Annotated in this window: 12 protein-coding genes and 1 riboswitch; of the genes, 6 read left to right on the plus strand and 6 right to left on the minus strand. The window is 60.4% G+C overall.

Annotation, left to right across the window (positions count from 1 at the left end; all coding sequences use genetic code 11):
- Positions 1-8: 8 nt before the first annotated feature.
- Positions 9-845, minus strand: coding sequence for an ABC transporter ATP-binding protein (locus tag ACUTJJ_RS09550; RefSeq protein WP_063948892.1), 837 nt, complete (start codon positions 843-845; stop codon positions 9-11).
- Between the two features lie 10 nt (positions 846-855).
- Positions 856-2,016, minus strand: a complete 1,161-nt coding sequence (locus ACUTJJ_RS09555) for an ABC transporter permease (protein ID WP_063948891.1) — start codon at positions 2,014-2,016, stop codon at positions 856-858.
- 143 nt (positions 2,017-2,159) lie between these two features.
- Here ACUTJJ_RS09555 and dgcA point away from each other — a divergent pair, with 143 nt between their 5' ends.
- A complete protein-coding gene (gene dgcA, locus ACUTJJ_RS09560; RefSeq protein WP_445541987.1) occupies positions 2,160-3,143 on the plus strand; it encodes an N-acetyl-D-Glu racemase DgcA in 984 nt (327 codons plus the stop codon).
- A gap of 298 nt (positions 3,144-3,441) precedes the next feature.
- Here dgcA and ACUTJJ_RS09565 read toward each other — a convergent pair whose 3' ends face one another.
- Positions 3,442-4,281 (minus strand): UDP-2,3-diacylglucosamine diphosphatase, encoded by an 840-nt coding sequence (locus ACUTJJ_RS09565; RefSeq protein WP_445541988.1) that lies wholly within the window; start codon positions 4,279-4,281, stop codon positions 3,442-3,444.
- A 229-nt stretch (positions 4,282-4,510) separates the two neighbouring features.
- Between ACUTJJ_RS09565 and ACUTJJ_RS09570 the strand changes: the two genes are divergently transcribed.
- Positions 4,511-6,826: an NADP-dependent malic enzyme gene (locus tag ACUTJJ_RS09570; RefSeq protein ID WP_445541989.1), complete on the plus strand. Its 2,316-nt coding sequence runs from the start codon at positions 4,511-4,513 to the stop codon at positions 6,824-6,826.
- 135 nt (positions 6,827-6,961) lie between these two features.
- Positions 6,962-8,062, plus strand: a complete 1,101-nt coding sequence (locus ACUTJJ_RS09575) for a DUF2865 domain-containing protein (RefSeq protein ID WP_445541990.1) — start codon at positions 6,962-6,964, stop codon at positions 8,060-8,062.
- A gap of 183 nt (positions 8,063-8,245) precedes the next feature.
- Here the strand turns inward: ACUTJJ_RS09575 and bluB are convergent, their stop codons facing one another.
- Together bluB and ACUTJJ_RS09585 are read right to left on the minus strand one after the other, a co-directional pair.
- Positions 8,246-8,983: a 5,6-dimethylbenzimidazole synthase gene (gene bluB / locus ACUTJJ_RS09580; protein WP_445541991.1), complete on the minus strand. Its 738-nt coding sequence runs from the start codon at positions 8,981-8,983 to the stop codon at positions 8,246-8,248.
- Positions 8,984-9,078: 95 nt separating this feature from the next.
- Positions 9,079-9,261, minus strand: a riboswitch (cobalamin riboswitch).
- Positions 9,262-9,387: 126 nt separating this feature from the next.
- Positions 9,388-10,218, minus strand: coding sequence for a TolB family protein (locus tag ACUTJJ_RS09585; protein ID WP_445541992.1), 831 nt, complete (start codon positions 10,216-10,218; stop codon positions 9,388-9,390).
- 184 nt (positions 10,219-10,402) lie between these two features.
- On the opposite strand from ACUTJJ_RS09585, the gene ACUTJJ_RS09590 reads away from it, so the two are divergent.
- Positions 10,403-10,780, plus strand: coding sequence for a glyoxalase superfamily protein (locus tag ACUTJJ_RS09590; RefSeq protein ID WP_445541993.1), 378 nt, complete (start codon positions 10,403-10,405; stop codon positions 10,778-10,780).
- Positions 10,781-11,061: 281 nt separating this feature from the next.
- On the opposite strand, the gene ACUTJJ_RS09595 is transcribed toward ACUTJJ_RS09590, so the two are convergent.
- On the minus strand, positions 11,062-12,741 hold the full coding sequence (locus ACUTJJ_RS09595; RefSeq protein ID WP_445541994.1) for an NAD+ synthase: 1,680 nt from the start codon (positions 12,739-12,741) through the stop codon (positions 11,062-11,064).
- A 226-nt stretch (positions 12,742-12,967) separates the two neighbouring features.
- On the opposite strand from ACUTJJ_RS09595, the gene ACUTJJ_RS09600 reads away from it, so the two are divergent.
- On the plus strand, positions 12,968-14,908 hold the full coding sequence (locus ACUTJJ_RS09600) for an LTA synthase family protein (protein ID WP_445541995.1): 1,941 nt from the start codon (positions 12,968-12,970) through the stop codon (positions 14,906-14,908).
- Positions 14,909-15,018: 110 nt separating this feature from the next.
- Positions 15,019-15,552, plus strand: a complete 534-nt coding sequence (locus ACUTJJ_RS09605) for a DUF1003 domain-containing protein (RefSeq protein ID WP_445541996.1) — start codon at positions 15,019-15,021, stop codon at positions 15,550-15,552.
- The last annotated feature ends 433 nt before the right edge of the window (positions 15,553-15,985 follow it).

Raw genomic sequence — 15,985 nt, forward strand, 5'->3', positions numbered from 1 at the left:
GCTTCCCGTTACTCCACCGGATTTTCGTGTTTGCCGTCCGGAAGAACGACAGAGCGTGCCCGTTTGCCGCGGAAATAGGACTGCACCCACGGGTCGTCGCAGGCGAACATGTCCTGCAATGTCCCTTCCACCAGCACTTTCTTCTGCCCCAGCACCGCAATGCGGTCGCAGACGGAGAACAGGCTGTCGAGGTCGTGCGTCACCATATAAACGGTCAGGCCAAGCGAATCGCGCAAACGCGCTATCAGCATATCAAATTCCGCCGCCCCAATGGGATCGAGACCGGATGTCGGCTCATCGAGGAAAACGAGGTCGGGATCGAGCGACAAGGCCCGGGCGAGCGCCGCACGCTTGATCATGCCGCCTGAGAGTTCCGACGGGTATTTGTCACCCGCATCGGGCTTCAGGCCGACCATCTCGATCTTGAGATAGGCCAGCTCGTCCATCAGCTTCTTCGGCAGGTCGAGATATTCCCGCATCGGCAGCTGGATGTTCTCCTTCACCGTCAGGCCGGAAAACAGTGCGCCCTGCTGGAACAGCACGCCGAGCCGCTGGTCTAGCATCATGCGGTCGTCTTCGCTGGCCTTGTCGTAATCGGTGCCGAGAATGCGGATCGCACCCGCCTGCCGCGGCAGAAGCCTCAGGATCGCGCGCATCAACACGGATTTGCCGGCACCGGATGGACCGATGAAGCCAAGGATTTCACCGCGATAGACGTCGAGATCGAGATTTTCGAGCACGTTGCGGCCGTTGAAGCCGACCGTCACGCCCTCGACGGAAAGCACTGCCTCGCGGCCATCCTTTGCGGTTTTTGTCTCTTGCGGCTTCTGGTCCAGAGTTTCCAACGCGCCCTCCTTAAAAATCGATGGCTGCGTAGAAGATGGCAAAGAGGCCATCCACCAGAATGACGACGAAGATGGACTTTACCACCGACGAGGTGACGTGTTTGCCGAGCGATTCCGCCGAACCGCCCACCTTCATGCCTTCCACGGCCGCGACGATGCCGATGATCAGCGCCATGAACGGCGCCTTGATCATGCCGGCCGCAATGGTCGATTCCTCCACCGCCCCATGCAGGCGCGACAGGAACACTTCAAATGTGATGCCGGAATAAAGCAGCGTGACGATGGCCGCGCCAAAAAGCGCTGCAAAATTGGCAAGAATGGTCAAAAGCGGCAGCGCAATCGTCAGCGCCACCAGCCGCGGGAAGACGAGCACGCCAACCGGATTGAGACCGATCACCTTCAGCGCGTCGATTTCCTCGCGCATCTTCATCGAGCCGATTTCAGCGGTGATCGCGCTGCCGGAGCGACCGGCGATCATGATCGCGGTCAGGAGAACGCCGATTTCACGCAATTGCAGAATGCCAACGAGATCGACGACGAAGACTTCGGCACCGAAATACCGGAGCTGGAACGCGCCTTGCTGGGCGATGATCGCGCCGATCAGGAAGGACATCAGCATGATGATCGGCACGGCGCGCACGCCCATATGGTCGATCTGGTTGACGATCGCCGCTGGCGAAACGCCGCGTCCCCGCCCGAGCTTCATCTGCGCGCCGCGCACGGCCGAGCCGAGAATATACATCCCCGCGAGGAAATCCGCGCCGTTCTGGACGACGGCCTGGCCGATCGGCGCAAAGATGCGCTCGGCGAGCCCCACCTTCTTGGGAGCCTCGCCTTCCATCTCCACCTTTTCAGGCAATTGGGAAATGACCTCTTCAATCTGGTCGTTTCCCGTTACGGTGACGGTGGCCCCCTTCGCTTCAAGATCGCGGCGCAGGCGCTGGATGATCCAGGCGCCGGTGGTGTCGATCGCCTCCACGGACGAGAGATCGATTTCCGCAGCGCTGGAAGATGCGTCTTTCTCGATCTTGTCGAGAATGGGGAAAATGCCGGAGAGATTGCTGTTGCGCCAGGAACCGCTCAGCACAAAACGCGACGCGCCGCCGGAGACGGTATCGTCTGCGGAAATTGCGGCCGGGTTCGCCTGTTGCCGTGTGTCCTGTTCTTGCATAATGCTCCGAGCGAGTGCAGCCGTCACGAGATTCTTAAGGGTTTAATAACGTTTTGGCTCACGGCAAGCCACAGTGACAGCCGACAATTCGCGATAAATTTGGCGTCATGTGTCGTTTGACACCGATCAGGAAGTGAAAAAACATGCCCCGTTACCTTCAAGCCACAACAGAACGTTTCGCCGTTGCTGGCAGCTTCACCATTTCACGCGGCACCCGGACGCATGCGGATGTCGTAACGTGCACCATCCGGGATGGTTCCTTTACCGGTAAAGGTGAATGTGTGCCTTACCCACGTTATGGCGAAAGCATTGAGGGCGTCATCGCCGATATCAAGTCGATTGCCGAGCAGATCGCCGGCGGCCTGACACGGCAGGACTTGCAGCAGGCGATGAAACCGGGTGCGGCCCGCAATGCCGTCGATTGCGCATTGTGGGATCTCGAAGCAAAAATGAGCGGCAAGAGCGCCGCCGAGCAGGTTTTAGGACAGGCGGCGAAGCCGCTCGTCACTGCCTACACGATCTCGCTTGCCGATCCCGACACCATGGCGGCAAAGGTGGCGGAGAATGCCACCCGCCCGCTGCTGAAGATCAAGACCGGCACAGCCGACGACGAGGCCCGCCTGCGCGCCGTCCGCGCAGCCGCACCCGAGGCGCGTATCATCATCGATGCGAATGAGGGCTGGAACGACGGCAACATCGAGTATTATCTGCGGCTTGCAGCAGAACTGAAGATATCGCTGATCGAACAGCCGCTTCCTGCCGGCAAGGACGCGATTCTCGCCCGCATCGACCATCCGGTTTTGATCTGCGCCGACGAAAGTGTGCATTCGACAAAGGACCTCGTCGGCCTGCGCGACCGTTACGATGCCATCAACATCAAGCTCGACAAGACCGGCGGCCTGACGGAAGCGCTTGTCATGAAGGCAGAGGCCGAAAAGCTCGGTTTCACCATCATGGTCGGCTGCATGCTCGGCACCTCGCTCGGCATGGCGCCCGCTGTGCTGGCTGCTCAAGGCGCAGCCTTTGCCGATCTCGACGGGCCGCTGCTGCTGGCTGAGGACCGAGAACCGGGGCTGGTTTATGAAGGGTCGCTGGTCTATCCGGCACGGCCGGAATTGTGGGGGTAACACCCTAGCTCAGCGTCCGCGCGGGGTTGGAGCCGACAGGTTGTCTTCGCAAAATCTCTATGGTGCCTCACCGGAAGGTCACTGGGTAAGGCTCCCAGCCTCACCTCCGTCATGCCGGACCTGATCCGGCATCCAGCCACGGCGCGTCTGCGCCGTGATAACCAAGTCGTACGAGATCAAAGACTTGATCGCCCTGGATCCCCGCTCAGGGCCGGGACGACGGTATGCGGATGCTACGATTTTTGCGAAACACGTCGTTTGCAGGCGAGCCTACCATCCGCCTGGCCAAAAAACCCAATCACGCCGCGTGCTTGCCAATCAGCCCCGGAATATTCACCGGCTCCATCTCATCCGATGTCTGCTCGGCAATGACTTCGCTCGTCTGCATCCATGTGATCAGCTCGAACGTGCCGTCGGCATTCTCGGCAATCGCCGTGCAGCTTTCCACCCAGTCGCCGGTGTTGATGTAGCGGATGCCATCCATGTCTTCCATGACGGCGTGGTGAATATGGCCGCAGATCACGCCATCGACATTGTTGCGCCGCGCCTCATCCGCCACCACGCGCTGGAACTCGCCGATAAAGTTGACGGCGTGTTTGACCTGCAGCTTGGCCCAGGCCGAGAACGACCAGTAAGGCAAGCCGATGCGGCGACGCACGGCGGCGATGGCGACGTTGATGGCGATCGCCGCATCATAGGCCCAGTCGCCGAGATAAGCGAGCAGGCGGGCATTGCGCACCACCACGTCGAACTCGTCGCCATGGATGACCAGGTATTTCTTGCCGTCCGCCGCCTCATGGATCATGCGCTCGGCAACTTCTATGCCGCCGAAATGCATGCCGGGAAACTCCCGCAGGAATTCATCATGGTTTCCGGGAATATAAACGATGCGGGTTCCCTTGCGGGCCTTGCGCAGAAGCTTCTGCACCACGTCGTTGCAGCCCTGTGGCCAGTACCAGCTGCGGCGCAGGCGCCAGCCATCGACGATGTCGCCGACCATGATGATCGTTTCGGCCTCGTGGTATTTCAGGAAGTCGAGCAGATAATCCGTCTTGGCTGCCTTTGAACCAAGATGAACATCTGAAATGAAAAGCGTTCTGAACTGTCTGGTTTCAATTTGACCGGCCACGGATATCATCCCCCTGTTCGGTTGCGTCCCTGCGGCTTTCTTCCCTCTCAGAACCAGACTCGTGTTTCAGCAACATGACAGCGGCCGTTTTTTGCAGGGAATATGACGAAAGCTTTCACGAAAACGCGAATAAGCCATGGCGGCATTTGCATAAGCTGGGGTCAAATAACGGCTGTACCACGGGTAAGTTTGTTGTATTCAGGGGGCCGAAATAAAACCAGATACGACGGTGGAAGACATGACCTCTCACGATAAGAACAACACGCCCGCCAACACGGCAAAGGCCGACATCGAGGAACAGGCGCTCTTTTTCCACCGCTACCCGCGCCCGGGCAAGCTGGAGATCCAGGCCACCAAGCCGCTCGGCAACCAGCGCGATCTGGCGCTCGCCTATTCGCCGGGTGTCGCCGCCCCCTGCCTTGCCATCCACGAGAACCCCGAAATGGCAGCGGAATACACGGCCCGCGCCAATCTCGTCGCGGTCATCTCGAACGGCACGGCCGTTCTTGGCCTTGGCAATATCGGCCCGCTTGCCTCGAAGCCCGTTATGGAAGGCAAGGCCGTCCTCTTCAAGAAATTCGCCGGCATCGATGTGTTCGATATCGAAATCGATGCCCCCGGCATCAACGACATGGTCTCCACCATCGCGGCGCTGGAACCCACATTCGGCGGCATCAACCTTGAGGACATCAAGGCGCCGGAATGTTTCGAGGTGGAGCGCCAGCTGCGCGAGAAGATGAACATCCCTGTCTTCCACGATGACCAGCATGGTACCGCGATCATCGTCGCCGCCGCTGTCACCAACGCTCTGGAACTGGCCGGCAAGTCTCTGTCCAGCGTCAAGATCGTGGCGTCAGGTGCCGGTGCGGCGGCCCTTGCCTGCCTCAACCTGCTTGTTGCGATGGGCGCCAAGAAAGAAAACATCTGGGTGCACGACATCGAGGGCCTTGTCTATGACGGCCGCAACACGTTGATGGACGAGTGGAAGGAAGTTTACGCCCAGAAGACCGACAAGCGCGTGCTGGCTGAAACCATTGATGGCGCCGATGTCTTCCTCGGCCTGTCGGCGGCAGGCGTCCTGAAGCCGGAACTGCTGGAGCGCATGGCGGAGAACCCGCTCATCCTCGCGCTTGCCAATCCGAAGCCTGAAATCATGCCGGAAGAGGCGCGTGCCGCCCGCCCGGATGCGATGATCTGCACCGGCCGCTCGGACTTCCCGAACCAGGTCAACAACGTCCTCTGCTTCCCCTATATCTTCCGCGGCGCGCTCGATTGCGGCGCAACAACGATCAACGAAGAAATGAAGATGGCCGCGGTGCAGGCCATCGCCGAATTGGCGCGTGAGGAAGTCTCCGAAGTGGCCGCCAAGGCTTACAGCGGCGAAACGCCGATCTTCGGCCCGACCTACCTCATCCCCTCGCCCTTCGATCCGCGCCTTATCCTGCGCATTGCGCCGGCCGTTGCCCGTGCTGCCGCCGCAAGCGGCGTCGCCGCCCGGCCGATCACCGACTTCGAAGCCTATCTCGACCAGCTGAACCGCTTCGTCTGGCGCTCGGGCTTCATCATGAAGCCGGTCTTCAACGCCGCCAAAGCTGCCGAAAAGAAGCGTATCATCTTTGCCGAAGGCGAAGACGAACGCGTACTGCGCGCCGCCCAGGTGCTGCTGGAAGAGGGCACCGGCATCCCGATCCTCATCGGTCGCCCGCAGATCATCGAAACGCGCCTGAAGCGCTTCGGCCTGCGCATCCGCCCGCATGCGGATTTCGCCGTGGTCAACCCGGAAGACGATCCGCGCTACCGTGAATATGTGGATGATTATTTCGCCCTCGTCGGTCGCGCCGGCATCAACCCGGAAGCCGCCCGCACCATCGTGCGCACCAACTCCACCGTCATCGGTGCGCTGTCGGTGAAGCGTGGCGAAGCGGATGCGCTGATCTGTGGTCTGGAAGGCCGTTATGACCGGCATCTGCGTGACGTGAACCAGATCATCGGCAAGCAGGAAAGTGTGCGCTCCTTTGCGGGCCTCAGCCTTCTCATTACCCAGCAGGGCGCGCTGTTCCTCACCGATACCTTCGTCAACAACGACCCGACGTCAGAAGAAGTGGCCGAGATGGCGATCCTTGCGGCGAAGGAAATCCGTCGTTTCGGCATTACGCCGAAGATCGCGCTCGCCAGCCATTCCAACTTCGGCTCGCGTGACTCGGAAAGCGCCCGCAAGATGCGCCGCGCACTGAAGATCATCCAGCAGGCAGCGCCGGAACTGGAAGTGGATGGTGAGATGCAGGGCGGCTCGGCACTCTCCGAAGCGCTGCGCAAGCGTGCCATGCCCAACAGCGTGTTGACCGGCGAGGCGAACCTGCTGGTCTTCCCGAACCTCGATGCCGCCAATATCACGCTGGGTGTCACCCGCACCTTGACGGAAGGCCTGCATGTCGGCCCGATCCTGCTCGGCACGGCCCTGCCCGCCCACATCCTGTCGCCCAGCGTCACCTCGCGCGGCGTTGTCAACATGGCGGCCTTTGCCGTGGTGCAGGCCTCGCACCCTTCGGTGTGATGAAGGCGCATTAACGCAGTTTTGAACATGCTGTTGCCGCATTGCGGCAACAGCTTATGTTATCTTCCTGAAACACGGATTTCCTGAAGCGTAACACCCCTGCCACCGGCCGGGGACATCAAACGGATCGCACAATTGACCCGGCGCAGCCGCATCATCGGCCTCCTGCTTCCCCTGGTTCTCATGGCTCCTGCCGCCGCTTTTGCGGATCAGGTCTGCGATACGCTTTATCAACAGCTGCGCGAGCCGCCGCGTGTCATCGGCAACACGGCCGATGTGCGGCGTTACGCCAATGCGCTCGCCCGCCAGAATATCGTCATCCGCAAGATCAGGAACGACATGCGCAGCTATGGCTGCTCATCAGGCAGCGTCATCGTTTATGGCAATCCCAATGCCAGCCTCTGCGCCGAGATCGGCGATGCGCTGGTGGATGCCGAGGCCGAACGTGACGCGATCATCCGCGATCGCGACGACGCCATGGCGGCAGCGCGCAGTGACGACGTCGACGTGAGGCGCGAGCGCATTCTCGCCGCCCTCGATGCCAATGGCTGCACGACGATGCCGGAAACGGACACGCAACCGCCGCAGGCTCCCGATGTGACCCGGTATCCCGATGCCTTCAGGCAGAATGGCGATGAGCCGGGACAGGCGGGCCTTTCGCCTTACCCCAACGCCGCCGCCGAGGGCGGGCTTCGAACGCTCTGCGTGCGCACCTGCGACGGATCGTTCTTCCCGATCGCCTCCAATGCATCGCCGCTTGATTTCCGCGCCCAGGCCGAGCAATGCCAGAAAATGTGCCCGGGAACGGAGACGGAGCTTTATTTCCACTCCATGACGGATCAGGAAACAGCAGACATGGTGTCCGCTGAAACCGGCAAACCCTACAGGGATCTGCCGACCGCCTTCGCCTATCGCAATTCTTCCGCAAAAGCGCCCGGCTGCGCCTGCAACATGGCCGCCTATCACGAGGAGATGCAAAAGCAGGAACAGGCGTCCCGGCCGGAAGCGGATAAGCCCTATTCCAGCATCACCACCATTCCATCGCCGCAAGGTGACAAGGCTCCGAAGCCCGCCGAGCAGCAGGCCGCAAAGCCGCCTGAACAACCCGTTCCCGAACGCGACTATGACCCGAACGATGCAAAAGTCCGCATCATCGGACCTAAATTCCTGCCGGACCAGACCGGCAAGATAGACCTGAAGAACCCGGCGCTGAAGGGCATCCAGCCGCAGCAGTGAAATCTCTTGCGCGCGTGTAATGGGGCGAGCGCGCGAGGCGTATTTCTTCTCCCCGCCGGGGAGAAGGTCGCGGCAGCGGGATGAGGGGCAAGCTCTCCGAAAATCTCTACCGTTACACCCTCATCCGACCCTTCGGGCCACCTTCTCCCCGGCGGGGAGAAGAAATGACGGCAATGTCCCGACCTATTCGCAGGCCTCCGTGTCTACGCCCCCACCCCAGCGGTTACGAAACACAAGCTCTTCCAGCGGCACGCGCTGCCGCCAGCCCTTCACCGCCAGCTCCGGTTCGGTATAAAGCGTATCGACGCGACCGAGGCACAGCCAGGCAACGATCTCGATGTGATCGGGAATATCCAGAATGGCCCTGATATCGCTGTCGTGGAAAATGCTGACCCAACCAACGCCGACGCCTTCGGCGCGGGCGGCGAGCCAGAGGTTCTGGATGGCGCAGACGGTGGAATAGACATCCGTGCGTGGATTATGGGTGCGGCCCAGCACCACCTTGCCACCCCGTGTCGGATCGCAGGTGACGCAGATGCTGAGCGGGGCCTTGCGGATACCCTCAAGCTTCAGGCTGCGGTAGAGCGCCTGCTTCTCGCCCTCAAACATCGCCGCCGCCTCTTCATTGGCGCGGCTGAAGGCCACCCATGCCGCCTGGCGCACGGCGCCGTCGGTGACGAGGGTGAAATTCCATGGCTGCATGAAACCGACAGAGGGAGCGGCATGCGCCGCTTTCAGGAGGCGCTCGACGAGATCGTCCGGCAGCGGGTCTGGCAGGAACTGGTCGCGCACATCACGCCGCGTCTCGATGGCGCGGTAGATCGCCTCGCGCTCGTCGCTGGAAAACGGGCGGGCGGGTGAAAGCGAGTGATCCAACGGATTGGCGTCAGGTGGCGTTGTGAAGGGCGGTTCGGTCGGCATCGTTTATCCCTAACAATGCGGGCGGGCCGGTGCCGAAACCATGGAAGGTTCGCAGCGACGACTCGCTTTCCATCAACCTGCCGCCGTCCGCGCGGTTCGGTCTATTTTGCCAGGCCGGTCTTCTGACTAGGCTTCATCCGCCCCTTTCGCCTTCCCGAATAACTTCAGTGGCATGTGAAAAAGGGCATCCGCCTCACAGCGTTGGGCACGTTCCGGTCTCTCACCGGATTCCCGATTCTCCCGCCGCAAAGGCGGGCACCTGACCGTTGAAGCTATGGGCAAAATAGCGTGCGAACGCAAGTGTCGCCAAGGCCGCGCGACAATATGACCGTGCTCCCCACCTCCGTCATTCCGGCCCTGAGCCGGAGTGAAGGGAGGGGGTACACCGCCTCGTCAGAACCGCATCACGCCACCGGAAAGTACCTGACATAAGCGAACTCATCCCCATCCGGCGACCAGTTGGGCGAATTCATCGTGCCCTGCCCGCCGAAAAGCTCGAACAACGTTTCCACATTGCCGCCGTCCACATCCATCAGCCGCACGCGTACATCGAGATCGCGCGGATGGTCGAAAACGTCGCCATCATAGGAAATGAAGACAACCTTGTCTCCTTTTGGTGACGGGTGCGGAAACCAGTCGCCATAGGGGCTGTCGGTGACACGCTCCACGGCTGAGCCATCCACCCGCACTCGCCAGATCTGCATCTGCCCCGTGCGGCTGGAATTGAAATAGATCCACATACCGTCAGGCGAATAATCGGGGCCGTCATTGCGGCCTTCACCATGGGTAAGGCGTGTTTCAACGCCGCTGTCTATGTCCATGGAATAGATATCGAAAACCTGATCGCGAATGCCGCAATACGCAAAACCTTTCCCATCCGGCGACCAGCCGTGCCAGTAAGAAGGCAGGTTTTTCGTCATCAGCCGCGGCGCACCGCCGGCCGAGGAGAGAAGATAGATGGCGCTCTTGCCGAACTCCACCTTATCGGAAATGGCGTAAAGCGAACCGTCGGGCGAAATACCGTGGTCGTTGTTGCACTGCGTCGCGAAACCCGTATCGACCTTTTGTGGCGACGCGTCACCGGAAAGGGACAGGCGGTAAAGCAGCCCTTCGCTGTTCAGCAGCAGGTATTTCCCATCCGGCGACCAGTTCGGCGCTTCGAACAGCTCAGGCGTCTGCCAAATCACCCGCATCTGCCGGGTGCGGATGTTGAAGATTTCGATGGAGCTGCGCATTCTGCCTCCCGGGCTTGTCAATGTTCCGACCGCAACGGCGCAGACATTCCATTTGAATCCGTCGCCGCCGTGGCTATGATCCTAGGGCGGCAGGCACCGTCCTGCAAATTCAAACCGGAAAAAACGCCTGTGCCCCGGCACCGTCCGCGGCCCTCCCCGTTTCTCCCAGATCCGAGGTTCCGCGATGAATACCATCGCCGATCACGGCATCCGCTTCGGTCGGATCGCCGCAATGCTTCCTGTCAAGAATATCGAAAAGGCCCATGATTTTTATGTCGGTGTTCTCGGTTTCGAAAAGACCTTCGAAAACGGCAACCCCGTCGGCTTCATGATCCTGAAACAGGGCAATGCCGAGCTGCACCTGACATTGCAGCCGGCGCACAGAGCCGCGCCCTTCAACGTCGCGCATATGATGGTCAGCGATGTCGATGCGCTGCACACGCTTTGCAAGAAACATGGGCTGCGCATGATCAAGGGCTTGCAGGACAAGGAGTATGGCCTCAGGGCCTTTGTGTTTGAAGACCCTGACGGCAACCGCATCGATGTGGGGCAGGCTATTTAAGGCGAGTGAACGGCGCGGGGTTTTCTCCGCGCCGCTTGCTTAAACGCGAAGGCTTGTTGTGGAACGAGCGCATGCCCCTCGTTTCTTCTCCCCGCCGCGGAGAAGTCCGCGGCAGCGGGATGGGGGGCAAGGGCAGTGAGTTACGGCAACGTTGCCCCCTCATCCGACCCTTCGGGCCACCTTCTCCCCGGCGGGGAGAAGAAATAGGCCGCGCCGTCTCTCAATGCGCTGACCCAATTCATTCAGCAGGTACCGCGTTAAACGCGCCTTCCCAAAACGCCCTACCTATCCCGGAACCGGTTGGTAATCGGATACCGCCTGTCACGCCCAAAATTCTTCTTGGTGATCTTCACACCCGGCGCTGATTGGCGGCGCTTGTATTCGGCGAGATAAAGCAGATGCTCCACCCGGTGCACGGTCGCGATATCATGGCCGCGCGCCAGAATTTCCTCGACCGACATTTCCTTTTCGACAAGGCATTCCAGAATATCGTCCAGCACCGGATAGGGTGGCAGCGAATCCTGGTCGGTCTGGTTGGGGCGCAATTCGGCGGATGGAGCCTTCGCGATGATGTTGGCGGGGATCACTTCGCCGGAAGGGCCGAGCGCGCCCGGCGGTACATGGGCGTTGCGCCAAGCGGAAATGGCATAGACCTGCATCTTGTAGAGGTCCTTGATGGGGTTGAAGCCGCCATTCATGTCGCCATAAAGCGTGGCGTAACCCACCGACATCTCGGACTTGTTGCCCGTCGTCACGACCATGGATCCGAACTTGTTCGAAACGGCCATCAGGATGGTGCCGCGCGTGCGGCTCTGCAGGTTTTCCTCGGTGATGCCCTCTTCGGTGCCCTCGAAAAGTTCTGACAGGGCTGAGAGAAAGCCTTCCACAGGCTCCATGATCGGCACGATATCGTATCGGCAGCCGAGCGCTTTTGCGCAATCTGCGGCATCCTTCAGCGATTCTTCCGAGGTATAACGGTAAGGCAGCATGATGCAGCGCACCCGCTCCTCACCCAGCGCATCGACCGCAAGGGCGGCGCAGATCGCCGAATCGATGCCGCCTGAAAGCCCGAGTACCACGCTCTTGAAGCCGTTTTTGTTGACGTAATCGCGAAAGCCCAGCATGCAGGCGCGGTAATCCGCTTCCTCGCCTTCGGGAATCTTCGAGAACGGCCCGCTTTCGCAACGCCAGCCATCCGCCGTGCGTTTCCAGTCGGTTACGGCAAGCGTCGCCTCGAACTGGCTCATCTGGAAGGCAAGTGTCTTGTCGGCATTGAAGCCGAAGCTGGCGCCGTCAAAAACAAGCTCATCCTGTCCGCCAAGCTGGTTGGCGAAAACCAGCGGCAGCCCGCTTTCGATGACCTGTCGGAGCGCCACCTGATGGCGCACGTCCAGCTTGCCGCGGTAATAGGGCGAACCGTTCGGGACCAGCAGGATTTCCGCGCCGCTTTCGGCAAGCGTCTCGCAGACGCCCATGTCGTTCCAGATTTCCTCGCAGATCGGAATACCGATCCTCACCCCGCGGAAATTATAGGGGCCGGAAATCGACCCTTCGGAGAACACGCGCTTCTCGTCGAATTCGCCGTAATTCGGCAGGTCGATCTTGTCGCGCAGCGCAATGATCTTGCCACCATCCAGAAGCGCCACGGAATTGTGCCGACCGGTCTCGCCCTGTCGCGGAAAGCCGATAACGATACCCGGCCCGCCGTCCGCAGTCTCGGCTGCCAGTTCCTCGACAGCCTTGAGGCACGCCTTCAGGAAAGCCGGCTTCAGCACCAGATCCTCAGGCGGATAGCCTGAGATGAACAGTTCGGTCAGAAGCAGAAGATCGGCACCCTGGGTTGCCGCATCGGCCCTTGCCTCACGCGCCTTGGCGAGATTGCCCGCCACGTCGCCAACAGTGGGATTGAACTGCCCGACGGCAATCCGCAGATGGTTCGCTATATCGTGTCTGTCGCTCATGTCCCTTCAATACCGCGCCCGTGATCGCTCCGCAACGCAGCAATTCCCCCTTCATTCATTCGTACGCTTCTCGACACTGCCGCCCTCACGCGAAGGTTATCGCGCCTATATGCGCATTCCTTAAAGTTCATGTCGCGTTCATCGCGCTTATGTGACAGTTACATGACACTTTTGCGACACCCGATTCACCTCCCCGGATCGGCCGTGTCGCCTGAAATACCGGAGTATGGGTTTGAGACATTCGGCGCCAAAAACAACGGCTTCCGAAAAGGCTGGTTTTGTCTTTTCGCCTGCGGGACTTAAGAGCCTTTCGAAGCTTGCGGGCACCGCTTCCACGCTTGTCCATCTGGCGATTGCATCGCTGGTGCTCGTCATTTTGCTCGAATGGATCGCTCGTGGTTCGTTGACGGATATCGGCGCATTCCTCACCTCGTCGGCCCGCCCCGGCATGACGACGGTCGCCGCCGTGCTTGCCCTCCTCGTTTTGCTGGATTCGCTGCTTGGCCGACGTTATCTGTCACTTATCGTGGTCGCACCGCTTTGCGCCCTTGTGGGGCTGATCTCCGCGCAGAAGCAGACCTACCTTTCCGATCCGCTTTATCCATCAGACCTCTTGTTCGGACGGCAGATTGTCGAGCTTCTGCCGACCATGTTGAAGGCGCAGCCGCTGACAGCGCTGCTGGTGGGTCTCGGCCTTTGCGCCATGATCGGCGCTATTGCCGCCCTCTGGCTGCTGGCGCGCCGCCACTCGCCGGTGCTGCGGTTACGGGAGCGGGCCGTGGGCCTTGCACTGACACTTCCAGTGCTCGCTGGCCTCGCCTCGCTGATGGACTACTCGCATTATTCCTGGGCGCGCGACCGGCTCAACATCATCCCGATGATGTGGGACCAGCAGGAAAACTACCGCCATAACGGCTTCCTGATGGCCTTCGCCTTCAATATTCCGATGGCCAATGTCTCGGCGCCGGAGGGTTACGGCGAAAACAGCATCGCCGAACTCACCTCCGAACCGGCATCTTTTGCCGCCAACAAGGGTGATTACCCTGACGTCATCATGCTGATGAGCGAATCCCTCTGGGATCCAACCCGGCTCGAAAACGTGCATCTATCGGCCGATCCCATGCCAACGATCCGCGCCAAACAGTCCGGCCATGTGTTTTCGCCGGAATTCGGCGGCATGACGGCCAATGTGGAATTCGAGGCGCTGACCGGTTTCTCCAACGCCTTCCTGCCCTATGGCAGCATTCCCTATCAGCAATACATCCGTCGTCCGGTACCCTCGCTCGCCAGCTTCTTCCGTGGCGAAGGTTATTCCGCCATTGCCATGCATCCGTTCCAGGAATGGTTCTGGAACCGCAAGCAGGTCTATAAAAACTTCGGCTTCGAGGAATTCCGCTCGGAAGAGACGCTGCCCGCGATGGAAAAACGCGGCAATTTTGCCTCCGACGACGCGCTGATGGACGAGATCATGAAGACCGCCGACAAGGCGCAGAACCCGCTCTTCCTCTTTGCTGTCACCCTGCAGGGACATGGCCCTTACGAGGCTGACCGTTATGCGGACAATACGATCGGCGTGACGGGCGATCTTTCCGCCTCCGCCTCGCAGGCGCTCGCCACCTATTCTCAAGGCGTGGCCGAAGCCGACGACGCGCTGCTGAAGCTGATGCGCTGGGCAAAGAAACGCGACCGTGAGACCATCATTGTGCTCTTCGGCGATCATCTGCCGCCGCTCGGCCAGACCTTCGTGGAAAGCGGCTACATGCCGGGCATGGTGGCCAGTCGCCGCGCGCCGCTGGAGGTGATGAAGAAGGAACACGAAACGCCGCTGGTCGTCTGGTCCTCGAAGAAGGGCGTGCGCAAGACTATCGGCACCATCAGCCCCGCGCTTCTGCCCTACCATGTGTTGAAGACCGCAGGCTTTTCCGATCCTTTTTACACCGGCACGCTGGGCGAGGTGCAAAAGGCGTTCTCCGTCATCGACCGCCACATGCTGGTGACGACCGACGGTAACGCCCTGCCCGACTGGTCGATTGCGCCAAACGCGGTGCCTGAGGTGGTGCGCGATTATCGTCTGCTGCAATTCGACATGATGTTCGGCCAGCAATTTGGCCGGCAGCGCTTCTTCCCCGGTTTCAACTGGTTGCACGAAGCGACGCCAGCTGTCTGACCGTCTCGGCGGGGACGCCTCGGCCGCATGGTGGTGGAAATCGTTTGAATTCCGCTCCCATGCGGGTTTATCTCGAAAGGCAGAGGCCCCCCTTGAACCGGAGACACACCGTGTCAGACATCTCCGACTATATCACGTCGCATTTCAAACGCTCATCCCGTGATATCGGTGAGGTCGAGCGGCGTATCCTCGAACTCTCACACCAGAAAAAGCTGATTTCGAGCGACACCAACGCGGAATTTTCCGCCGGTGCCAGTTTCGGCGACAGGCTGGCCGACAATATCGCCAAGGTGGGCGGCTCCTGGGGATTTATCCTCGGCTTCTGCTTTTTCCTGGTCTTCTGGGCGCTGATCAACACGATCATCCTGACGACGCGCGCGTTCGATCCCTACCCGTTCATCTTTCTCAACCTGCTTCTGTCCATGCTTGCCGCCATTCAGGCACCGATCATCATGATGTCGCAAAACCGGCAGGCGGCCCGCGACCGCTTCGAGGCCGCAAAGGACTATGAGGTGAACCTGAAGGCCGAGCTCGAGGTCCTTTCCCTGCACGAAAAGATCGATGTGAAAGTGCTGGCCGAACTCGCGGCCCTTCGCCAGGAGATCGCAGCACTTCACCGCCACGTCAGCAAAAAAGACGACTGACGCGAAAATTTCTTGCCCGCTTTTCCCCACCCGGTTCACCGCTGTCATCTTCTCACCAGTCCTGCCGGGTGGTCGCCAGACGTGGCGTAAACCGAGGGACGGTTCTGATGGGGGCGGTGGCGCGTTCGTGACGACAGGACCATTTCGCAAGGCGCAGTGCACGGCCCTTGCGAGATACGGCATGGTGAAAGACCCGGTTGCGCAACGCATCCTGTCCACACCAACCCAACCGAAGCGCAGCCGGGCAATCGCCCGATGCTCTCTAGCGATCACCCGTCCGGCAGCGCTGGGCGGGACGAAGCTGTTGGGGTTCTGGAACTGGAAAGTGGACCGAAGTGCATGAGGTTTCACCCCCCTCTGCCCGGCAGCGCAGAGGGGGTAAGCCACACGCGCCCTACGACAGATGCGAACGGACACCCCGCTGAAAATCCAC

The organism is Agrobacterium sp. DKPNP3 (genome assembly GCF_052686535.1).